General features: G+C 70.1%; 22 protein-coding genes. 9 read left to right on the top strand and 13 right to left on the bottom strand.

Going from position 1 to position 21,490, the window contains the following annotated elements; genetic code table 11:
• Nucleotides 1–12: 12 nt before the first annotated feature.
• The 6 genes from ACQEU1_RS19300 to ACQEU1_RS19275 are packed head-to-tail and all read right to left on the bottom strand — an operon-like array spanning nt 13 to nt 4,659.
• Entirely contained in the window at nt 13–576 is a 564-nt protein-coding gene (locus tag ACQEU1_RS19300; RefSeq protein WP_433203297.1) for a type 1 glutamine amidotransferase, read from the bottom strand.
• An 11-nt stretch (nt 577–587) separates the two neighbouring features.
• Nucleotides 588–1,376, bottom strand: a complete 789-nt coding sequence (locus ACQEU1_RS19295; RefSeq protein WP_433203294.1) for a hypothetical protein — start codon at nt 1,374–1,376, stop codon at nt 588–590.
• A complete protein-coding gene (argC, locus tag ACQEU1_RS19290; protein WP_433203291.1) occupies nt 1,373–2,422 on the bottom strand; it encodes an N-acetyl-gamma-glutamyl-phosphate reductase in 1,050 nt (349 codons plus the stop codon). The genes ACQEU1_RS19295 and argC overlap by 4 nt, the downstream gene beginning before the upstream one ends.
• Nucleotides 2,419–3,270, bottom strand: coding sequence for an ATP-grasp domain-containing protein (locus ACQEU1_RS19285; RefSeq protein ID WP_433203288.1), 852 nt, complete (start codon nt 3,268–3,270; stop codon nt 2,419–2,421). The genes argC and ACQEU1_RS19285 overlap by 4 nt, the downstream gene beginning before the upstream one ends.
• Nucleotides 3,270–3,455: a hypothetical protein gene (locus ACQEU1_RS19280; protein WP_433203285.1), complete on the bottom strand. Its 186-nt coding sequence runs from the start codon at nt 3,453–3,455 to the stop codon at nt 3,270–3,272. Before ACQEU1_RS19280 ends, ACQEU1_RS19285 begins: the two co-directional genes overlap by 1 nt.
• A gap of 37 nt (nt 3,456–3,492) precedes the next feature.
• Nucleotides 3,493–4,659 carry a hypothetical protein gene (locus tag ACQEU1_RS19275; protein ID WP_433203282.1) on the bottom strand — a complete coding sequence of 389 codons (1,167 nt, stop codon included), beginning with the start codon at nt 4,657–4,659 and terminating at the stop codon, nt 3,493–3,495.
• A 235-nt stretch (nt 4,660–4,894) separates the two neighbouring features.
• Here ACQEU1_RS19275 and ACQEU1_RS19270 point away from each other — a divergent pair, with 235 nt between their 5' ends.
• Nucleotides 4,895–5,626 carry a maleate cis-trans isomerase family protein gene (locus ACQEU1_RS19270; RefSeq protein ID WP_433203279.1) on the top strand — a complete coding sequence of 244 codons (732 nt, stop codon included), beginning with the start codon at nt 4,895–4,897 and terminating at the stop codon, nt 5,624–5,626.
• Between the two features lie 60 nt (nt 5,627–5,686).
• Here ACQEU1_RS19270 and ACQEU1_RS19265 read toward each other — a convergent pair whose 3' ends face one another.
• The 4 genes from ACQEU1_RS19265 to ACQEU1_RS19250 form a co-directional block, all read right to left on the bottom strand.
• On the bottom strand, nt 5,687–6,367 hold the full coding sequence (locus ACQEU1_RS19265; RefSeq protein WP_433203276.1) for a response regulator transcription factor: 681 nt from the start codon (nt 6,365–6,367) through the stop codon (nt 5,687–5,689).
• Between the two features lie 12 nt (nt 6,368–6,379).
• On the bottom strand, nt 6,380–7,555 hold the full coding sequence (locus ACQEU1_RS19260; RefSeq protein WP_433203273.1) for an IS701 family transposase: 1,176 nt from the start codon (nt 7,553–7,555) through the stop codon (nt 6,380–6,382).
• A 334-nt stretch (nt 7,556–7,889) separates the two neighbouring features.
• Nucleotides 7,890–9,074, bottom strand: coding sequence for an MFS transporter (locus tag ACQEU1_RS19255; RefSeq protein ID WP_433203270.1), 1,185 nt, complete (start codon nt 9,072–9,074; stop codon nt 7,890–7,892).
• A 70-nt stretch (nt 9,075–9,144) separates the two neighbouring features.
• Nucleotides 9,145–9,636, bottom strand: coding sequence for a hypothetical protein (locus ACQEU1_RS19250; RefSeq protein WP_433203267.1), 492 nt, complete (start codon nt 9,634–9,636; stop codon nt 9,145–9,147).
• Nucleotides 9,637–9,742: 106 nt separating this feature from the next.
• Here ACQEU1_RS19250 and ACQEU1_RS19245 point away from each other — a divergent pair, with 106 nt between their 5' ends.
• The 7 genes from ACQEU1_RS19245 (at nt 9,743) to ACQEU1_RS19215 (ending at nt 17,125) form a co-directional block, all read left to right on the top strand.
• Nucleotides 9,743–12,877, top strand: a complete 3,135-nt coding sequence (locus ACQEU1_RS19245; protein WP_433203264.1) for a BTAD domain-containing putative transcriptional regulator — start codon at nt 9,743–9,745, stop codon at nt 12,875–12,877.
• 266 nt (nt 12,878–13,143) lie between these two features.
• The gene (locus tag ACQEU1_RS19240; RefSeq protein ID WP_433203261.1) at nt 13,144–13,332 is read left to right on the top strand and encodes a hypothetical protein; all 189 of its coding nucleotides are present in this window, start codon (nt 13,144–13,146) and stop codon (nt 13,330–13,332) included.
• The gene (locus ACQEU1_RS19235) at nt 13,329–13,769 is read left to right on the top strand and encodes a hypothetical protein (protein WP_433203259.1); all 441 of its coding nucleotides are present in this window, start codon (nt 13,329–13,331) and stop codon (nt 13,767–13,769) included. The genes ACQEU1_RS19240 and ACQEU1_RS19235 overlap by 4 nt, the downstream gene beginning before the upstream one ends.
• The gene (locus ACQEU1_RS19230) at nt 13,759–14,604 is read left to right on the top strand and encodes a ThiF family adenylyltransferase (RefSeq protein WP_433203256.1); all 846 of its coding nucleotides are present in this window, start codon (nt 13,759–13,761) and stop codon (nt 14,602–14,604) included. Before ACQEU1_RS19235 ends, ACQEU1_RS19230 begins: the two co-directional genes overlap by 11 nt.
• Nucleotides 14,597–15,679: a hypothetical protein gene (locus tag ACQEU1_RS19225; protein WP_433203253.1), complete on the top strand. Its 1,083-nt coding sequence runs from the start codon at nt 14,597–14,599 to the stop codon at nt 15,677–15,679. The genes ACQEU1_RS19230 and ACQEU1_RS19225 overlap by 8 nt, the downstream gene beginning before the upstream one ends.
• 17 nt (nt 15,680–15,696) lie before the next feature.
• Nucleotides 15,697–16,368: a hypothetical protein gene (locus tag ACQEU1_RS19220; protein WP_433203250.1), complete on the top strand. Its 672-nt coding sequence runs from the start codon at nt 15,697–15,699 to the stop codon at nt 16,366–16,368.
• A 52-nt stretch (nt 16,369–16,420) separates the two neighbouring features.
• A complete protein-coding gene (locus ACQEU1_RS19215; protein WP_433203247.1) occupies nt 16,421–17,125 on the top strand; it encodes a DUF2695 domain-containing protein in 705 nt (234 codons plus the stop codon).
• Nucleotides 17,126–17,590: 465 nt separating this feature from the next.
• On the opposite strand, the gene ACQEU1_RS19210 is transcribed toward ACQEU1_RS19215, so the two are convergent.
• The 3 genes from ACQEU1_RS19210 to ACQEU1_RS19200 all read right to left on the bottom strand — a co-directional run bounded on the left by ACQEU1_RS19210 (nt 17,591) and on the right by ACQEU1_RS19200 (nt 20,652).
• Complete coding sequence (locus tag ACQEU1_RS19210; protein WP_433203244.1) at nt 17,591–18,205, bottom strand: class I SAM-dependent methyltransferase; 615 nt, start codon at nt 18,203–18,205, stop codon at nt 17,591–17,593.
• Nucleotides 18,206–18,304: 99 nt separating this feature from the next.
• The gene (locus tag ACQEU1_RS19205) at nt 18,305–19,720 is read right to left on the bottom strand and encodes an aldehyde dehydrogenase family protein (protein WP_433203241.1); all 1,416 of its coding nucleotides are present in this window, start codon (nt 19,718–19,720) and stop codon (nt 18,305–18,307) included.
• Between the two features lie 44 nt (nt 19,721–19,764).
• The gene (locus tag ACQEU1_RS19200; protein ID WP_433203238.1) at nt 19,765–20,652 is read right to left on the bottom strand and encodes an oxidoreductase; all 888 of its coding nucleotides are present in this window, start codon (nt 20,650–20,652) and stop codon (nt 19,765–19,767) included.
• Between the two features lie 136 nt (nt 20,653–20,788).
• On the opposite strand from ACQEU1_RS19200, the gene ACQEU1_RS19195 reads away from it, so the two are divergent.
• Nucleotides 20,789–21,490: a TetR family transcriptional regulator gene (locus ACQEU1_RS19195; protein WP_433203235.1), complete on the top strand. Its 702-nt coding sequence runs from the start codon at nt 20,789–20,791 to the stop codon at nt 21,488–21,490.

Genomic DNA, 21,490 nt, shown 5'->3' with positions numbered 1-21,490 from the left:
TGTCTGCGTAGTTCACGAGTAGAGCTGCGCGAAGCCGCGCAGGATCTCCAGGCCGTCGGCGCGGAACTCCAGGTGCGCCTGGGCACCGAGGACCCGGCCGTCGTCGGAGCGCAGGAACTCCACCGGCGCGTGCTCCGAGTGCCCGATCGAGCGGAAGCCCGCCGGAGCCGCCTGGAGGTACAGGGTGTGCCGGTGGAAGACCGTCACCGTCGGCTTCACGTGCGTGAAGAGCGGTTCGGTCTTGTCCACCTGCACCTCGTACCCGCCGACGCGCTGCGGGCCGTCCGCGAGCTCACCGCCGGCCGCGACCGCGATGATCTGCATGCCGCCGCAGATCCCGAACACGGGAACGGACGCGGTGGTGACGAGATCGATCAACGGCTTGTAGTACTCGGTGTCGTAGGCCCGCACCTTCGTGCCGCTCAGCACGATCGCCTGGTACTGACCCTCCACAGAGGACGGCACCTCGGCGGCGGGCACGGCCTCGGTGTCCGAGCCGAGCTGCTCGAACCGCGCGCGCAACTGCTTGAGCGACAGGGTTCCGTTGTTGACGACTAGCACACGGGGTCGTGCCACGTGCGTGCTCCTCACAGTCGCGTGATGGTGGTTCCGGTGCGGTCGGCGAGCAGGTCCGTGACGGGCGCGCTGCCGATGACGACCCGTGCCACGCCCTGGTCCAGCGCCTCGCCGGCGGCCCGCAGCTTCTTGCGCATCCCGCCGGTCGCGCCGTTGTCGCGGAACGCCGCCGCGGCCTTCGCCGAGATCCGCCGCACCGGCTCACCGTCGACGAGCAGGTGCGCGACGTTCGTGACCAGCACGAGGTCGGTGGCGCCGACCCCGCCCGCGATCGCCGCCGCCGCCCGGTCTCCGTCGGTGTTGACCTCCTGGCCCGCCGCGTTGCGGGCAAGAGGCGTGACGACGTAGGCGTGGCCGGGCTGGAGGTTCTTGAGCGGGCCAGGGTCGACGCCGGTGATCGGGCCGACCAGGTTGTCCAGCTCGACCAGCTGCTTCTCGCGCCACCACCAGCGTTCGCCCTCGCCAGCGCTGACCAGGCCGTCACTGCCGAGCAGCCGTTCGACGGTGATGCCGCGCAGTTCCAGCCGGCTGATCACCTCGCCGGCGATCTCCGCGCTGACGGTCCTGATGTCGGCGATGACCTCCGGCGTGGTCCAGCGGCTCTGGTTGCCGTAGCGGTCGCGCAGGATCTCCAGCTGCTTGCCCTCGCGTTCGCTCAGGCGCTTCAACGGCTTGGACCACCCGTGCACGAGCACCAGCGGCGTGCCCCTGCCGTGCTCGGCGAGGTCGTCCCACCAGGAGCCGTCGAGGTCTTCGAGGCAGCTGCCGCCGAGCTTCACGACGGTCGGCGTGGCGCTCATGCGGGCATCAGCGGCTGCGCCGTCAGTCCCGTCTCCTCCGGCAGGCCGAACCGCTTGTTCGTGACCTGGACCGCCTGTCCCGCGGCGCCCTTGACGAGGTTGTCCAGCGCGGCGAGGACGACGATCCGGCGTTCCTCCTCGTCGAGGAGCACCGTCACGTCGCAGAAGTTGGACCCCAGCACGGCGTGCGGGTCCGGCACCGGGATCAGCGTCTCGTCGTGCCGGCGCACCCGCACGAACCGATGTCCCTTGTAGAACCGCAGATACGCCCGGTGCAGCTCGCGCTGGTCGACGTCCTGCTCGGGGAAGACGTACGAGCTGGTGAGCAGGCCGCGCACGTGCGAGACGCCGTACGCGGACATGCTCAGCGAGCCGATGTCGCCGGAACCGTTGTGGCGCAGGAAGTCCTTCACCTCGGCCGCGTGCCGGTGCCCGGTCGGGGCGTACGGCGTGATGGCGCCGTTGCGGTACGGGTGCAGGTCGGCCGTGCGCAACGACGCACCGCCACCGCTCGACCCGCTCTTCCCGTCCACCACCACGGTCCTGAGGTTCAGGCCGAGGCTCATCGTGAGCGGTGCCAGCCCCAGCGTGAGCGCCGTGGCGTAGCAGCCGGGCAACGAGATGAGCGACGCGTCCGCGAGCCGGTCGCCGAGCAGCTCCGGCACGCCGTAGACGAACCGCTCCGCGAGGTCGGCCCGCCTGCGCACTTTGGGGTACCAGCGGTCGTGCAGCTCCGGCGTGCGGATGCGGAATGCCCCGCTGAGGTCGACCACGACCGGCACCTGGTCCGCGAGCAGCGCGGCCAGCTCGGCCGACACCGGCGCCGGCGTGGAGAGGAAGACGACGTCGGCGTCGATCTTCTCGGTGACCGGCTGCACGGTCACCCCGAGGTCGAGCCGCAGCCCGGGGTGCAGCTCGGCTGGTCGCCTGCCGATGCTCGACGACCCGCCGAGGAACGTCAGCTCCAGCTCCGGGTGCCCGGCGATCAGCCGGATGAGCTCGCCACCGGCCAGCCCGGAGGCGCCGATGACACCTGCCCTGATCATTGCGTCAGCTCCTTGAGATGAGCGCCGATGGCCGACTCGACGTCAGCGCCCGTCGCGGAGGCCACGGCGCGGAACGCGGGCGCGTGGTTGACCTCGTTGACGACGTAGCCGTCGCCGGTGCGGAACAGGTCCACGCCGTAGATGCCCTCGCCGAGCACGCCCACGACCCCGTCGACGATCTTGAGCACGTCGGGGTCGTGCGCGACGGCCCGGTGGTTGTTGCCCAGCGCCGCGTTGTTGCGCCAGTCCGTGCCGCCGCTGCTGAACTCGGCCGCGCCGACCAGCTCCCGGCCGACGACGAGGCACCGCACCGACGTGCCACCACCGATGTACGGCTCCAGCAGGCAGGCCTGCTCGAACGCGTGCCCGAGGTCCTCGACGTAGTCGTAGACGGACTGGGCCACGTCCGAGTCGCGGATCAGCGTGACCCGCTTGCCCATGCCGCCGTAGACGGGCTTGAACACCAGCGGCAGCGCGAGTTCGGCCAACGCCTTCTCGAAGTCCTTGCGGGACAACACGAGCCGGAAGTCCGACACGGGAATGCCCGCCGCGGCCAGCACCACGCGCAGCACGGCCTTGTTCTCACAGGCGTGAACGGCCTTGGCGGAGTTGAGGGTGAGCACCCCGGCCGCCTCGGCGAGCGTGGCGATCAGGCCGCCGCGGGTGTAGCTGCGGCTGCGCACCATCGCCACGTCGTAGCCCGCGAGCGACGGCGCGGCCGGGTCGCCGAGGCACAGCGACTCGTCGTTGATCCAGTCGACCTCCAGGCCGAAGCCGGGGGCCGCCGTCATCAGCCGGCGTTCCTCCCAGCCGATCCGGTCGGCGACGATCGCGATCCGCCCGCCCATCACTGGCCCCAGTCGCGGAGCTGGACCTGGACCATCTGCAGCGTCAGCCGGCCGTCGGCGACGCCCTCGACGCGCAACGTCAGCAGGCACTCGGGGCACGACAGCGTCTCGCCCTCGACGATCGGCGGCACGGTCAGGTCGGTCTCGCACTCGGGGCAGACACCGGACAGGGTGGGAGCGGTCATGACGTGACTCCGTTTTCGTTGGTGCGGCAGGTTTTCTTCACTGGGCGAGGAAGTCGACGGCGGCCTTGCCGATGGCGTCGCGGTCGAGCAACGGGGCTCCGTCGCGCTCCTGGCGCTCGGCGAGCCACGGCGTGAAGGCGTCGACGTCGACGGACAGGCCGGTCTCGGCGAGCGCCCACCGCACCAGCGCGGGCGAGAGGCGCGTGCGGACGCGCAGCTCGCGGACGTTGCCGACGACCTCGGCGGGCAGCGTCTCGTAGGCCTCGGGGTTGGTGAGCTGGCCGGGGAGCTCGTACGCGAACGCGTGCGGCGTCGTCGGACCGGACTGGAACGCCTCGCCGAGCCCGGCGCCCTTCAGCGCGACCCTCGACAGCTCGGTGAGGTGCGACAGGTCGAACCGCGTGTCGCCGTGCACGATCCGCAATGACGTCAGCAGTTCCGCGAGCGGCGCGTTGCCGCCGCGTTCGCCGATGCCGCCGACCGTGGCGGAGATCCACTTCGCGCCGGCGCGGACGGCGGCGAGGGAGTTCGCGACCGCCATGCCCAGCATGTTGTGCGAGTGGATCTCGATCTCGGAGCCCTCGATCGCGGTGATGCCGCCGATCACGTCCTCCATCTGCCAGGGGGACAGGTAGGCGACGGTCTCGGCGAGCCGGAACCGGTCGGCGCCCGCCGCGAAGCCGTCCGCGACGTACGGGACGAGCCGCTCGGCCGGGGTGCGGGCCCCGTCCTCGCCGCTGAACGTCACGTGGAAGCCGCGGTCCTTGGCCTGCGAGATGGCCGAGCGGGCGAGCGTCTGCAGGAACTTGAGGCTGGGCGAGCCGAGCTTCAGCGCCGCGTGCTCGGCCGAGGTGGGGATCGAGTACATGACGTGGTGCACGCCCAGGCGTTCCGCCTCGTCCAGCGCCTGCGCGACCTGCTGGCGGTCGCGCACGACGACGAGCGTCATGCTGCGCTTCGGCCCGACGGCCTCGTGCACGGCCTCGACGAGGTCCGCGTCCTTCGAGCCGGGCCCGGAGACCATGCCGACCTCGACCAGGTCGACACCGGTGCGCACGAGGAGGTCCGCGATCACCGCGGCGTCCCGCGGGCCGAACTCGACTCCGGCCATGTGCGCGGAATCGCGCAGAGTGGCGTCGGAGATGTGGGGGAGAACCGGCGACTCCGCCAAGGTCGAGACGTTTGTGGCGGCTGTTTCCGACATCGCGTTCTGCTCCTTCCGAAAGTTTCGCTTCGAATCGGAGGCAAATACAACTTCGATTGCCGTGATCACCCTGCTGCACGTGGTGAGACGCGGGCAAGGAGGTCCACGCAAGGAATGCGTCATGGAGTGCAAAGAAATGTCAAGTCCGGGAAGAAGTGTGGGGAGGTGCTGAAGTGACGGTCAAATCTGCGCGCGAACCGCCCGTTCACCGTGACGTGAGTCCTACGGTGTTGACATGGATCTTTTCTCGATGCCACGGGTAGGGGTCGTCGTTCCACCGGAGAACCCCACCGCAGAACCGGAGTTCAACCACCTCATCGGCACGACGGCGAATGTGTACGCCGCTCGTTTCCCGAACACTCCAGGAGTCGGGTTGCGGGAAATGCTGGAGACCTACAACGACGTGCTTCCCGAGACCCTCGACGGCTTCGGGGAGATGCGCCTCGATGCCGCAGTGGTGGCGTGCAGCGCGTCGCACTACCTGCTCGGCCCCGACGGCGATCGCGAGTTCTGCGAAGAACTGTCCGCGCGCGCGGGATTTCCGGTGTTCTCGTCGACTCAGGCGATTCTCGCGGCGTGCGCGGCACTCGGCGTGACCCGCTTGACCCTCGTGTCGCCGTACCAGCCGTGGCTGACCGACACGTCGCGCGGCTTCTGGGAGGAGGCGGGGCTCGTCGTGGACGACGTGGTCCTCGTGCCGGCCGAGGGGGACGTGTTCGACCCGTACCGGGTGACGGCCGGCGCCGTGCTGGAGCGGGTGCGCAACCGGGACTTCGCGGCGGGCAGCGCGTTGCTGTGCACCGGGACGGGCATGGGCACGCTCGCCGCGTTGACCGAGCTGGCCCGCGCGGACTCCGCGCGCACGTTGCTGACCTCGAACCTGGCCTCGGCGTGGTGGGCCACGAGGGAAGTGGGTGTGGAGCAGGAGCACCCGTTGTTGCGGCGGTTGGGACGACAGCCGGTGTGACGGCCGCGTGCTGGTAGGTGAGTGCCCGGCGCCTCGGTGAGCCGGGCCTCAGCTCCTCCGTCAGCCCGCGGCCACCGTGCGCGCGTGCCCCAGCCGGTACCCGACCCCGCGGACCGTGATGATCCACCGGTTCGAGCCGAGCTTCGCCCGCAGACTGCTGACGTGCGTGTCGATCGTGCGGCTCGAGCTCGCCCAGTTCGTGCCCCACACGCTCGCCATCAGCTGCTTGCGCGACACCACCGTCTCCGGGTTCGCGGCCAGCGCGTAGAGCAGCTCGAACTCCTTCGACGTGACGTCGACGCGCTGGTCGTGCAGCCGCACCTCACGGGTCCGCTGGTCGATCCGCAACGGTTCGATCGAGATCGTCTCCGGCACCGCCTTGCCGCACCGGGACCGCCGCAGCACCGCCTCGATGCGGGCCCGCAGCTCGCGCATGCCCCACGTCTTCGCGACGCAGTCGTCCGCGCCCTCCCGCAGCGCCAGCACCCGTTCCAGCTCGTCGTCGCGGTGGGTCCGCGCGATCAGCGGCACGTTGCTGACGGCCCGCAGCGAGCGGCACACCTCCAGACCGTCCACATCGGTCAGGTCGAGCGACAGCAGCACCAGGTCGGCGTCGCGGCAGGCCTCCAGCACCTGCCTGCCCGCGTGCACGCTCCTGGCCGCGTACCCCTGCCGGCGCAGCTCGGACACCACCGAGTCCGCCGCGGGACCGTCCTGTTCCACCACGAGGATGTTCTTCATCGTCCAGACCCCTCAGCACGCGGTTCCGGACAGCGCGAGCGGCGGCGCGCACGCGGGCAGGTTCCGGTAGGCGTAGGCGGTGGAGGCCATCGTCATGTGGTGGTGCCAGCCGGGGAACGAACGGCCCTCGAAGTCCAGCGCGCCGAAGTGCTCCTGCAGCTCCGCGATCGTGGCCAGCGCGGCGATCCTGGCGCGGGCGAGCGAGAGGATCTTGCCGACGCGGCCGTTGGTGCAGCTCGTGATCCAGTACCGGCTGGGCTGGCCGAGGCTCTGGTTCGGCCACTCCAGCACGCGGACCGTGCGGGACCGTTCGTCGGCGGCGCCGAAGAGCGGCAGCCTCGCCTGCTTCGCGTAGATCTTCACGGACGCGGACCCGCGGTGACCTGACGGCGGCGTCAGCAGGTGTGCGCGTTGCCCTAGCCGTGACTCCATCAGCTCGCCGACCGTCACGACGGCGGGCGCGCCCGGCCGTCCGGTGACCAGCAGCTGGCTCTGGTGGACCTCGCACGCGAAGTCGAGGCCGCGCCGGACCAGCCCCGCGAGCACCCCGGTGGCGTCCTCGCAGCGCACGAGGTCGAGCGCCCACGGCACGGCGGGAAGCGTCGGGTCGGCGGCCGCGCTGTCGGCGAAGTCCATGACGTAGGAGGCGACGGGGTGGCCGTACTCCGTCGCGGGGATGCGCGCGCGGTCACGTCGTTCGTGGTCGGACTCCCAGACGCCGCGCAGCACGAGGCTCCAGCCCACCGGGAAGCTGCCCACGTCCGTGGCGAGGAAGAAACCCAGGGAGCGCTGGCAGTTGACGGGACGTTCGGTGCCGGCGGCGACGTGCTGGTGCACGCCCACCGAGTGCTCGCCGCGCTTGGGGATGATCAGCTCGGCGGTGGTCCACGCGAACGGTGTCGTGCTCGCGGCGATCTGCCGGGCGACCCTGCGCCGCACCGGTTCCCAGTCCCACGGGCTGGCGTTGATGAACTGGTGCAGGCCGTTCGCGGCCGCCGCCGGGAGTTGTTCGGCGCGGGCTAGGCCCCTGGGTGTTCGCCTGCCATTCCCGTGGACAAGACCTCTGAGGTAAGTGCGGGCCCAACGTCGTTGTTCCGCCCGGGTGAGGGACTCGAATACTCGGTCCACGAAATCTTGCAGGCGCAAGTTCTCGGCTAAGACAACCTCGTTCGACTGGCTTACCGGCATGTGACGCAGACCCCCCACGACGACATATGACGTGCTCACTCAGGCGGATGTCGCTCGCGCGAACGTCCGGCGCGAGCGCGTCAGTACGACTTCACACTACCGGGCAACGCCGCAGTCCTCATGTATCTATGGTTACTTTGCCATTTCGCCGTGTGACCTGCGGAAACTCTTCGAACGAACGGTCGTTCACGTGGCGTCCACACGTTGGTCGTAATGGGTGAAATAACTGCCGGTTCGAGATCCGATCGGGCATTGCGACGACAACAACCGCCGAAAGCCGCGCAATCGTGCGGCTTTCGGCGGCAGTTACTGGAGTGGTGCTGACGTGCTCTTATCAGGCAGTGGCGCGCTGGGCGGGGAAACCGTGCTTGCTCGCGGCGACGATTACGCCGAGTACAGGCAAGGTGAGCACCAGCACCGTCCACGGGAACGAGCCGCTGCCGCTCAAATCGAGCAGCACACCACCGATCACACCGCCACCGGCCATGGCGACGTTCCACAACGTGACGAGCATCGCCTGCGCCGCGTCCGCGGACTCGCCGCCGGCGTCGCCCGCCGCGGTCTGCAGCAGGGTCGGCACGCCACCCCAGCCGAGGCCCCAGAGCGCCGCGGCGACGTAGACGAGCAGCGGGTCCTTCGCGATCGTGGCGAGCAGCAGCGCGGCGACGGCCACGAGCAACGCGCTCGCGATCGAGAACAACCGCAGCCTGCGGTGGATCTGCGCGCCGACGAGCCAGATGCTCACGATCGAGGCGATGCCGAAGATCAGCAGCACCAGGCCGGTCTGGTCGCCCATGCCGAGACCGGCGAGGAACGACGCGATGTAGGCGTACAGGATCGTGTGCGCGAGCACGAAGACGAGCGTCACGAACAGCACCGGCGTCACACCGGGAACCTTCAGCGTGGCCAGCATCTTCGGCCGTTCGCCCGCCTTCGAGCCGGGGTAGTCCGGCACCGCCACCACGATCCAGACCAGCAGGATCACGGTCAGCACGGTCATCGACCAGAACGCCGTGCGCCAGCCGGCGACCTGGCCGAGGAACGTGCCGGCGGGCACGCCGAGGCACAACGCGACGGGGATGCCGGCCATGGCGATCGCGATCGCCCGACCCTGCAGCTGGGGGGCCACCATGCGGCGCGCGTAGCCCGCGAGCAACGCCCACGCGAGACCGGCGGCGACACCGGCGATGAACCTGGCCACCATCGTCACGCTGTACATGGACGACACGGCCGTGACCGTGTTGGCGACGGCGAAGCCCGCCATCGAGGCCAGCAGCAGCTTCTTGCGCCGCCAGCCCGCCGTCATCGACGACAGCGGGATCGCGGTCAGCACGGTGCCGAGGGCGTAGATCGTGACGGTCTGCCCGGTCGCGGACTCGCTCACGCCGAGCGAGCCGCTCATCGCCGGCAGCAGACCGGCGGGCAGCGTCTCGGTGAGGCTCGTGATGAAGACGGCGGTGGCGAGGGACAGCAGGGCGAAGAGGGGCAGCCGCTGTCCGTCCGTCCCCGCTGCTGGCACGGACTCCGTGCCGTAAGTGGTTTCTGGTGTTGCACTCATGTGGCGTGCTCCGGTTCTCCTGCGGACGTGATCATCGGTGGTTCAGGCCACCGTCGACGGGGACGTGGGCGCCGGTGGTGCACGTCGCCTCGGTGGCGAGGAAGAGCGCGACGCGGGCCACCTCCTCCGCGCAGCCCCTGCTGTCGAACGGGGCCACCGCGTTGACGCGGATGCGGCGGTCGGCGAGCGCGGTGACCAGCGCGAGGACGGCCTCGGCCGACGTGGGCGTGGTCAGCACGACCGAGCCGCCGTCGTGCAGGTGCGGCAGCAGCGGTGACGTGCCCGCCACCGCGTCGGTGAACAGGAAGTCGATGCTGTGGCCGGTCAGGGCCGTGCCGATCTCCGCGGGCGCGACGACGTGCGCCGCCGAGCCCACCTCGGACCGTGCCTCGGCGCGCCCGTCCTCGGTGTCCGCGGTCAGCACGAGCCGCGCGCCACCCTCGGCGAGTCGCTTGGCGATGGCCAGGCTGATGTCGCCCGCCGCCACGACGACCGCCGCCCGTGTGCCCGCGTACTTCGTCATGCGTTCCGCTCCCTCCCACGTGTTGGGCCACCGTGCCGGGAGGGGCTTCGGACTCGCTTACGATCGGCTTACGGTCGATCACGACGTGACATCAGGGGAGTGGTGCATGCGGTTCGGGGTGCTCGGCCCGCTCGCGGTGTGGGACGAGGAGGGGGAGCCGGTCACCGTCCCGGAGCTCAAGGTGCGGGCGCTGCTCGCGGCGCTGGTCGCGCAGGACGGCGACCCGGTGGCCGCGGACAGCCTCATCCACCACCTGTGGGGCGACCACCCGCCGGGCAAGCCCGCCGGAGCGTTGCAGGCGAAGATCTCCCAGCTGCGCCGGATCCTCGGGCGGGACCGGGTCGTGCGGCAGCCGCCGGGGTACCTGCTGCGGCTCGACGGGGCGGGGGACCTGGACGCGCTGCGGTTCCGCGAACTGGTGGGGCTGGCACGCTCCACAGTGGACCCTTCTCTGCGGGCGTCGTTGCTCACCGAGGCGCTGGACCTGTGGCGTGGCGCGGCTTTCGCGGACTTCGCGGACGAGGAGTTCGTGCGGTCGGCCGCGCACCGGCTCACCGAGCTGCGCCTGTCCGTCGTCGAGGAGCAGGCGCAGGCGCGGCTGGAGGCAGGTGACCACGCGCTCGCGGTGGGGGAGCTCGCGTCGGTCGTGGCGCTGCACCCGTTGCGCGAAGGCCTGCGAGCCGTGCAGATGCGGGCGCTGTACCTGACCGGGCGGCAGAGCGAGGCACTCACGTCGTACGAGGACCTGCGCGCCCGGCTGGCCGAGGAGCTGGGCATCGACCCGAGTCCCGAGCTGCGGGCGTTGCACCAGGCGGTGTTGCGGCAGGACGCCGAGCTGGGCGCGCCAGGGGAACGTGGCGCCGAGGTCGCCGTCCGGCCCGTGCAGTCGAACCTGCCCAACGCGCTGACGCCGCTCGTCGGCAGGGAGAACGCGTTGGCGCGGCTGGCGGAGCTGCGGTCGACGGCCCGGCTCGTGACGCTCACCGGGCCCGGCGGCGTCGGCAAGTCGAGCCTCGCCGTCGCCGCGGCCGCCGCCGAGCTGGCGGACCGGCCCGGTGAGTTCCCGGACGGGGTGTGGTTCGTCGAGTTCGCGGGTCTGCGGTCGGCCCTGGCGGCGGACCTGGCGCAGGTGATCGCCGCCGTGCTGGGCGTGCGGGACGACGCCTCGCCGCCGGGACCGGGCGGGGAGGTCACGTCCGTGCTGCGGCTCGCGACCGCGTTGCGCGACCGGCGGACTTTGCTGGTGCTGGACAACTGCGAGCACGTCATCGACGCGGCCGCCGAGCTCACCGACCTGTTGCTGCGCACGGCCCGAGGTCTCGCCGTGATCGTCACCAGCCAGGAACCCCTTGGCCTGGCAGGAGAAGGGGTCTTCGGCGTCGAACCGCTGCCGCGCGACGACGCGCACCGGCTGTTCGTGGCGCGGGCCGCCGCGTCCGCGCCGGGGTTCCCGTCCCGGCTTGAGGACTGCGCGCCGGCCGACCTCGCCGCCGTGGCCGAGATCTGCCACCGCCTGGACGGCATCCCGCTCGCCCTGGAGCTCGCGGCGACGCGCGTGCGGGCGTTGGGGGTGCGCGAACTGGCGGTGCGGCTGAGCGACCGGTTCTCGATCCTGACTCTGGGGCAGCGCGGTGCTCCCGCGCGCCAGCAGACGTTGCGCGCGATGATCGACTGGAGCTGGGAGCTGCTCAGCGCGCCCGAACGCATCGTGCTGCGGCGCCTCGCCGTGCCGAGCGACGGCTGCGATCTCGTTGCGGCGGAAGAGGTGTGCGCGGGTGACGGCGTGACGCGGGCGGAGGTGCTCGACCTCGTCACGCGGCTGGTCGACCGTTCGCTCGTGGTCGTGGCGGAGGGTCCTGCCGGGCCTCGCTACCGCCTGCTGGAGTCCGTTTCCGCCTACGCCACCGAACGTCTGCACGAGATGGCGGACTTCACGTCGGCCCGCGACCGCCACCTCCGGCACTACCTCTCCGCGGCCGAGCACGCCGAACCGTTGCTGCGCGGCGCCGACCAACGCGTCTGGCTCACCCGCCTCGACGCCGACGCGGGCAACATGCGCGCGGCGCTGGAGCACGCCGGTGGCTCCGCCGAAGGCGTCCGGCTCGCCACGGCCCTGTCGTGGTGGTGGCTGCTGCGCGGCCGCCTGACCGAGGGCCGCCGCGCGCTGGCCGCCGTGCTCGCCCAGTGCGGTGCCGACGCGCCGGAACTGGCCGCGCTGCACGGCGCGTTCTCCCTGCTCAACGGCGACCACGCGGTGGACGTGGCGTTCGAGGTGCCCGCCCGCGCGTCGTGGCTCTGCGCCTACGGCCTGTTCAGCGCAGGCGACGTGGCGCGGAGCCACGAGGTGAACACCCACGCCCTGACCAGGTTCACCGCCGAGAACGACCAGTGGGGCGTAGCGGCGGCACTGGGCCTGAACGCGATGCTCGCGCTGGTGCGCGGCGACCTGGCGGCCCTGGGCCGGGACGGCCGCCGCAGCGCCGAGCTGTTCCGCGACCTGGGCGACCGCTGGGGCGAGATGCAGACCATCCCGTCGCTCGCCACCCTCGCCGAGATCAAGGGCGACTACGCCTACGCCGCCCGCCTGCAGCACGAGGGCCTCACCATCGCGCAGGAACTGGGCCTGCAGGCGGAGGTGGCCGCCCGCCTCTCCGGCCTGGGCCGCCTCGCCCTGCTCGACCGGGACTGGGACCGGGCCCGCGACCTGCACCAGCGAGCCCACCGCCTGGCCGTCGAACACGGCTACAGCTACGGCCAGATCCACGCCGAGATGGGCCTCGCCCTGGGAGCCCGCCGCTCCGGCGACCTGGACGCCGCCGAACACCACCTGACCCGCATCCGCGACGACCACGCCGACCTCTCCTCGCCGGCGGGCGATCACCTGCTGTGCGCGGAGTTCGGCTTCCTCGCCGAACTCCGCGGCGACCTCGACACCGCCGCATCGCACCACCTGCGCGGCCTGGACCTGGCCCTAGCCCTGGCCGAGCCACGCGCGCTGGCGTTGTCGCTGGAAGGCCTGGCGGGCGCCACGCGTGACCCGGAGCGCGCGGCGCTGCTGCTCGGCGCCGCCGATGCCGCCCGCCGCAGCGTGGATGCGCCGTTGCCGGCGGCCGAACGCGGCGACGTGGACCGGATCACCGCTTCCTCGCGTGCCGCGCTGGGCGATGACGCGTACGCGCGGGCGTTCGACCGAGGCGCGGGGCTGAGCGGCGAGGAAGCAGTCGCGCTCGCGACCTCGTAACCCACCTGGAAGGGTTTCAAGGGACTGGCGCTCGCAGAAGGCACCTGCTTTCCACCTGAGGCAAGAGATCGTTACCAGCCCATCATTGAATTTCCCTATTGCGCCATTCGGGTAAGAGTCCTTTCTGGGCGCGCGATTGGACATGTGGCCGAGGTGCGGAACCGGAATCCGCACTTCCTGTAACGCCACAGCCGCAGTCGCCGACTGACCGGTCGAATCCGCGGTGAAGACCGCCCGGACGACGGGCACGAACCGAAGGAAACTCCATGACCAGCAGAGAAGAGGCCGAGCGGCTCCTCTCCTCCCTCGGTGACGAGGACCTCGTGGAAATCGACTCCAACGGCAAGATCTACGCGGTCGGCAAGTCCCCCGCCGCGGCACCCGGCAAGTCGATCGCGGGTATCTCCGACCAAAGAGGTGAGTACCGGAAGGCGGATCAGTGGACTTCCGGGTGACCCGCTCACTCCTCGTCAGCTCCACGCCGGACGGACGCCTGGCCGCGGAGCGGAAAATCCTCGACGCCCATTTCCCGCAGTTCACCATCGCCGCGAAGACCGGCACGTTCGCGGTGGCGAACGGGCGGCTCGACACCTTCACCGGGCAGCGCTACCGCATCGAGATCACCCTCGAGACGACCTACCCGCACTCGCTGCCCCAGATCCAGCCGGTCGGCTGGACCCTCAGGCCGAACCCCCACATCATCCGCGGCGGACTGTGCGTGATGCGCGAGAACCAGTGGGCGTCGTTCATGTCGGTGGCCTTCCTCGTGGCCAAGTCCGCCCTGTGGCTCAACAAGTACGAGGTGTTCCTCGACAAGGGCATCTGGCCGGGGCCGGAGCAGCACGAACACGGCCCGGTCTACAAGGTGAGGAAGTGGTGGCATGAGCTCTGACACCAGCTTCGACACGTCCCGGATCGACTACCTGGTCAGCGAAGCCGGTCTGCGCGACCGCAAGATCGTCATCGTCGGCCTGGGCAGCGGCGGCGCCGTGGTGCTGGAGCGCCTCGGCATGACCGGCGTCGGGAGGTGGTCGCTCTACGACCCGGACGCGCTGGAGGCGGTGAACCTCGTCAAGCACCCGGCGCGGCGGTCGGACCTCGGACGCCAGAAGACCGAGATCGCCCGGTCCTGGCTGCTCGACCGGAACCCGTCCTGCTCGATCGACCGGATCGGCGGGAACGTGTTCAAGGACGCGGGGTTCCCCGACGACGTCGCGGACGCGGATCTCGTCGTGTGCGCGGTCGACACGCCGCAGGCGCGCAGCTATGTGAACGAAGTCTGCGTGACACGGCGGACGCCCTGCGTCTTCGGTTCCGTCTTCCGCACCGGGATCGGCGGCGAGGTCTACGCCTACCTGCCGGGGGAGTCCGGTTGCCACGAGTGCAAACTGCGGTTCAGCCTGGAACAGGGCCGCGACATCGAGAACTGGCTGGACCTCACCGACGAGGAGACCCGGCGGATCTACGGTGTCGGCGAGGCGGACTTCTCCGCGTCCGGTCTCGCCGCCGACATCTCGATCGTGGCGTCCTACCACGCCCACTACGTGATCTCGCTGCTCGCCGGACGTGGCTCGCGGTACCTCACGGTGCCGTCCTTCAACTGGCTGACCCTGTCGATGCGCCGCGTCGACGGGCTCTTCAACGCCATGTACGACACCTCGCGCCTCCTGCTGCGGTCCCAGGCGGAGTGCCGCCTGAGCTGCGGTGGCGGAGAAGGGGATGGCTGACGTGGGAGTGACAGGACGCCAGGCTCCTCAGGTGATCTTCCCGGTGAGGGTCGCCGAGCGGTTCACGAAGGAGATCAACGCCCACCCGCGCGTCGAGGTGGGCGGGAAGTACGTCGGGTTCATCAGGGGTGTGGCGCGCCACGGCACTCTCGAGGAGCGGCTGCGTGCCGTGCCCGACCTGACGTTCGAGGTCGTCGACTACATCGACGACGGCCCGGCGGCACAGCGGACCGCGTCCTTCCACCGCGGCGATCCGGACTGGCAGACCGCGGAGTTCCGCAGGCTCGAGGCCGCGCAGCCGGACATCGAGCAGCTGGGGAGCTGGCACAGCCACCACCCGAACGGACTCGGCGAGCTGAGCCCGGGCGACGTGCACGGCTACCAGGACACGGTCGACGACCTGGGCCACAACCACGACTACTTCCTGGTCAGCCTCGGAGTCGACCTGAAGGGGTTCGTCACGGCGAGGCACTACCTCTTCATCCGCGGCTGGAAGACGTACGTCGAACTGCCGCTGACAGCGCTCAGGATCTCCGGCGACAGATCGGACCCGGTGGTCTCGCGGGAGACGCGGGAAGAGGCCGTGCCCCGCCACGCCACCGCGCCCTCCGAACAGGTGCCGGACCCGCCGCCACAGGAACAACCGCGCGCAGAACCCCGGCAAGAGCACCACACCGGGCACCTGTCGGTGCCGGGGTGGACGGACTCCCCGCAAGGCCTGGACTGCCTGCGCGCCGAACGAGAACAGCTGCGCAGTCCCGAGTTCGCGAACGTGCGCCTCAGCACCGCCCAAGGCCGCCTGCTGGCACGGGGCTGGCTCAGCACCAAGGCCGGCCGCATGTCGATGTCCTTGCTGTACCCGTCCGGGCTCAAGGGCGACGACGGACTCCTCAAGCTCATCACCCTGGACATCCCCGGCATCGAGGTGACGTTGTCCGGAGCGCAGACGAGAGACCTCAACGCCGCCAAAGTCCTGATAGGACACTTCATCCGGTACGCCGACGCACATCGCGACCTGGTGCAGAAGGACCCGGAAAAGCGTTGGTGGGCACCGAAGTTCACCAACTGGTTCTGAGCGGAAGGGCGACCTGCGTGGAGCACAACGAGCCACCGGACTTCTCCGGCGCCGCCGTCGGGAGCAACATGGACCTGCTGGCGGAGCTCTCCTCACCGTGGACGACCGCGCGTGCCATCACAGCTCCCGGCCTCACCCGCCAGCTGCTGGCGCACGAGCAGGGTTTCGCCGTGCTGCCCTCAGGACAGCTCACCGCGGTGGCGAACACGCTGGCCTTCCTCTTCCAGCACACCAAGGTGTGGTCGCTGCTGTGGGCCGAGTCGGTCGCCGGACCCGCGAACTTCAGGGACACCCGCACCGTGCGCTGGGGAGTGGGCGCCGAGAAGACCAGGGAACTGGCTCTGACCGCGGGACTGAAGGTCAGCGCGGAAGGTGACGTGTGGGTCGCCAAGGCGTCGGCCGAGCTGTCCGCGGAGTGGTCGAAGCTCACCCAGTCCACGGTCCGCATCGACACGGAGACCGAAACCACCAGGGAGCTCGAGTTCGAAGTGCCGGCGGGCGGCATGGACATCGCGTTGTGGCAGCTGGAGTCCCGCCTGACCCGGCGCCTGATCCTCCGCCCTCGCCGGCACCTTCCCCCCGACCCGCTGCCGAGCTGGGTGGACACCGCCATCGCGACACCGGTGCGTTCGATCGTGATGCCGGTCAACCTCACCCGGAGCACGACCCGGACGGCAGCCGGCCTCTGACCGGCCGGATAGGCTCCGCGCACCACACCGCACACGCCGAGGAGCAGACCCGATGACCACGATCTCGTCGTTGTCGGAGGACGAGGCGCGGGAGCTGTGGTCCGGCGACCGGCCAGGACGCGACGAGTACTTCTTCACCACCGTCGCCGCCACCGGGACGGTGTGGGCGTGGGACTTCGAGACCGGCCTGCTGGAGATCGACGACCAGGACAACGCCCTGGTCCCGGTGTGGCCGCACCCCCGCCTGGCCGAGATGGCCGCCGAGGCGATGGGGTTCGAGGACGCCGGCCCGGCCGTCCCGATCGACGTGGACGTGCTGCTGGACGAGGCGTTCGAGCGCTTCCACCGCGAGGGCCACGAGATCGCCGTCCTGCCCACCGACGGCACCTTCACCACGATCCTGTCGCTGGAGCGGTTCCGGGTGAACGTCTTCGAGGCGCGGCTGCACGCCGCCGGCCTGACCGAACCGGCCGCCCGCGCCCGGCGGGACGAGTTCTACGCGGACCAGGTCCGGCGCGCGGACCGGCGGCTCGGCCTGACACCGGACCACCGCCAAGCCCTCGCGGACCACCTGCGGGAACGCCTGGCGAGCGCCGAGTGCGACCACCGGTTCGCCTTCCCGGCCGTGCGGAGCTGGATCGAGGGCAGAGGACTGTCCTGGGACCTGCTCTCCCGGTCCGCGGTGAAGCTGCTGGGCTCCTGCGACTGCGAAATCCTCGACCACCTGCGGCGAAACCCCGGCCAAACCCCGCGGTAGGCGTCACCAGCCGAGCGAAAGCAGAGAAGCAGGTAGAGACGAATCTCTACCTGCTTCTCTGGAGTACGCCGCCAGGGACTCGAACCCCGGACCCGCTGATTAAGAGTCCTCGGGTGTGCTTCGGCTCTGGTGTCGCGTGATGTCGGCGAATGCTGTTTCTGCACCTCAGGTCCGTGAAGCAGAGGTGCCGCCTGCCGCTTCGTGTCATCCGGTGTCGTTGCAGGTCAGGGATCTCGGGCTCCACTCGGGCGCACCTTCGGGGCTGTTGACGACGTGACACGGGCGGTCACGGTGATCATCGCGACGGACGTCGGCCTGACTTTCACGAAGCGTCCGAGGAGCGGCTGATGTCGCTGCGGCGGTTCGTGAATGTCGTGACATCGGCACTGAATGTCGCGGAGCCACTGCTGTCCAGCGACTAGGGGAGGTGGTGTTCAACGTGGTCGAGCCCGCAGGCCCTGCAACTCATCGACTTGGGCGTGGTCGTCGGCAGTAGTAGACGAACGCCGGCGGTGCGTTCGCCCAGATGGTCCGGCCCGTCACGACTTCTTCGAAGCGGCTGTCCAGCAGCCGCCGGAATCGGCGTGCGGGCGGGGTCCAGCGCATGTGCGCGTAGCCGAATGTGGTGAACGTGCCGTCCGGGGCCAAGCCGGCCACGGCACCGTCCAGAACGGCCTCCTGCCGGGCAGCGGCGAAAGCGGTCCAAGGCAGGCCGCTGACGATGATGTCGGCGCGAGGGTGACCGCGTGCGAGCAGGAGCTGTTCGAGATCGCCGGCATCTGCGGTGACCACGTCGACGTTCGGATACCGGGTGTTCAACATGCGCGCGAATCGGTCGTTGATCTCCACCGCCACATGGGTTCCCCGTCCGGCGAGGCGTTGCTCGATGGCGGCCGTGAACGCCCCGGTGCCGGGACCGATCTCGACGACCAGCGGGTCGCCGGCCTCGGGAACCGGCAACGCCACGTGGTTGCTCAACAACCGGCCGCTGGGAGCGATGGCGCCGACGTCGAACGGAGCCCGGACGAACTCCTGGAGAAAGCCGACCCGTCCTCTGGCCTCACAGGTGGTCAGCGTCATCGTTCCTCCTGGTGGAATACGGGCTGGTGGCCGGGCGGGGGAACTCGGTGGTGCCGCGCGGGTTTCGGGTCGGTCCGCGGCGGCGGACCGCCCGGCTGGTCAGGCTGCGAAGATCGCCTGGGTCTCCAGGTAGGCCTCCAGGCCGTAGGCGCCGAACTCCCGGCCGAGTCCGGACTGCTTGAAGCCGCCGAACGGCACTTCGCGCGAGTCGACCATGTTGTTGACCATGACGCGGCCGACCTGCAACCGCCGGGCGAGTGCGGCGCCGCGGGCGGGGTCGGCGGTGGCGACGTAGGCGTGCAGGCCGTAGGTGCTGTCGTTGGCGATCGTGACGGCGTCGTCGTCGTTGTCATAGGTGATGACCGCGAGGACCGGGCCGAAGATCTCCTCCTGTGCGATGCGCTTGTCGTTGGTGGTGGCGATCAGCGTGGGACGCACGTAGTTGCCGCGTTCGAAGCCGTCCGGGTGGCCCAGACCGCCGGCCAGGACCACGCCGCCTTCCTCGATGCCGGTGAGGATGTAGGACTGAACGCGTTCGTACTGGTCGTGGTCCAGGACCGGGCCGATGACGGTTCCTTCGTCGCGCGGGTCTCCGATGGGCAGGCTCTGGACGGCGGCGGCCAGGGCGGTCTTGAACTCGTCCTCGCGGCTGCGGGGGATGAGGATGCGGGTGCCGGCGATGCACGCCTGGCTGTTGTTGAACATGCCGACGCCGATGGCGAAGCCCACGGCGTGGGCGGTGTCGGCGTCGTCGAGGATGATCATCGGCGACTTGCCGCCGAGTTCGAGGGTGACCCTCTTCATCGTGTCGACGGCGTTGCGGGCGATCACCTTGCCGGTGGCGGTGGAGCCGGTGAGGGAGATCTTCGCGACGTCGGGGTGGGCGGTGAGGGTGTTGCCGACCGGGTCTCCCTTGCCGAACACGACGTTGATGACGCCGGGCGGCAGGTCCGCGTCGGCGATCGCGTCGAGCACGGGCTGGGCCTGGAACATGCCGCGCTCGCTGGGCTTGATGACGACGGTGCAGCCGGCGGCGAGCGCGAGGCTGGCCTTCATGGCGATGAACCAGCTGGCGCCGTTCCAGGGAGTGATGAGCACCGCCACGCCGGCGGGCACCTTGTGCACGGTGGCGGGGCCGAGCTTGTGCGTGAACGTCTCCTCGGTGACGAGGTCCCTCGCGTCGCGGAACCAGTCCGCCGACTGGTTGACGATGAACGTGGCGGCCATGAGCGAGGTGCCGAACTCCTCCACCAGGTTGGCGACCATCTCGTCGCGGCGGCCGAGGAAGGCGTCGGCGAGGCGGTCCAGGTACGCGCGGCGCTGTTCGAGGGGCAGCGCGGACCAGACGGGCAGCGCTGCTTTGGCGGCGGCAACGGCGTCGTTGGCGTCCTGCGCGTCGCCGAGGACGCCCTCGGCGATCTGCTCGCCGGTGATGGCGCTGCTCACGACGTAGGTGTCGGTGCCGTGCGAGGGGACGATCTTGCCGTTGACGTACTGGCGGTCGAGGCGTTGCATGATGATTCCTTCGGTGTGAATCGGGATTCCGGAGTTGATGCGCGTCAGGCGGACGTCTTCGCCCTGGAACGGTTGTGGGGCGGCGTCTTCGCGGCGCTGGGCCTGCTGGTGTACTGGCTCATGATCACGCGGTCGTACAGCCGGTCGGAGAGCAGCCAGCGCAGGGTGACGATCATCTTGGCGCTGCGGCCGGGCACGTACCGGGCCTTGGGCCGCTTCGCGTTGATCGCCTTCATGATGCCGTCGGTGACGGTGCTGACCGGTGGCTGCTTCTGGTTCCAGTTCGGGGAGTCGACCATCGCCGAGACCATGTCCCGGTAGGCGCCCTCGCCCGAGTAGCGCTTCGCCTCGGCTGTGGCGATCGGGAACCACTCGCTCTCGGTGCCGCCGGGCTCGACCACGATGACGTCGACCCCGAAGGGCTTGACCTCCATGCGCAGCGCGTCGGAGTAGCCCTCCAGCGCGAACTTCGAGGCGTGGTACCAACCCCCGAGCGGGAACGAGGCCTTGCCGCCGATCGAGGAGACGTTGATGATCCGGCCGGACTTCTGCGCCCGCATGTGCGGCAGGCACAACTGGACCATGCGGCTGACGCCGTAGAGGTTCACATCCATCTGTCGCCGGCCCACGTCGGTGGGCACGTCCTCCAGGGCTCCCATCTGCCCGTAGCCGGCGCTGTTGACCAGCAGGTCGATCCGGCCGCGCTCGGCGACCACCTGCTCGACCGCGGCGACCATCGACGCGTCGTCGGTCAGGTCCACGCCCAAGGCGACGCCGCCGGCGGCGGTGATCTCCTGCATCCGCTCGACCCGCCGGGCCAGTCCGTAGACCGTCCATCCGGAACGGAGCAGGCGCAGAGCCAGATCCCTGCCCATGCCGGACGAGGCGCCGGTGACCAGGGCGACCCGCTTCCCTGTCTGGTCTGCCTTCATCGTGCGTCTCCTCGATCTAGATGCTTAACGCATCGCTTGATGCGTTAACTGGACCGTAGCACGGCTTCCGACTTAACGCATCGCGGTATGTGTTAAGTCACGGGTAGTGCATCGTCGGCCGCGTTATAGTCGGCACATGCGACAACGGGCGAGATCGGCCGAGGACAAGGCGCAACGGTCGGAGGCGCTGCTGGACGCCGCGCAGGAGCTCGCGCTCGAACTGGGAGGCGTGCGGTACCTGACTGTCGCGGCGGTCACCGATCGCGCCGGCCTTCATCGCACCGGGGTGCGGCGCTACTACGCGAGCAAGGAAGAACTGCTGCTCGCCGTCGCCGAACGCGGCTGGAGTCAGTGGCGTGCCGCGCTCAGTGCCCGTCTGGAAGGCGAAAAACGGCTGCGTGCGGGCGACGTGGCCGACGTGCTCGCGGAGACCATCACGTCGCTGCCGGTCTTCGTCGACCTCCTCGGCCACGTCCCGGTAACCCTGGAGGGCAGCGTCGACACCGAACGATCAGGGCAGTACAAGACCACGGCGTTCACCGAGCACGACAAGATCATCGAAATGCTCGAGCGGGCCAGCGTCGTGCCGACTGACCAGCTGCACGCGATGATCGCCGCCGCGTTGCCCCTCGCCAGCGCGTTCTGGCAGGCGGCCCATCCCACGCCGGCTCTGGCCAAGCTGTACGAACAGCAGCCGTCCTGGGGGCACATGGCCATGGAGTTCGAACCCAGGCTGAAGGTTCTGCTCCAGGCGATCGCGGTAGGACTGTCCGAAATGGATCGCAAGGAACGCCGTGCTCGCGCGCGGGCTCAGTCGGAGGCCGCGCACGAGCAGTGA

The sequence above is a fragment of the Lentzea sp. CA-135723 genome, assembly GCF_050936595.1.
Taxonomy (GTDB): domain Bacteria; phylum Actinomycetota; class Actinomycetes; order Mycobacteriales; family Pseudonocardiaceae; genus Lentzea.
The sequence above is the reverse complement of the archived record's forward strand: the minus strand, read 5'-3'. Positions and strand labels throughout refer to the sequence as shown.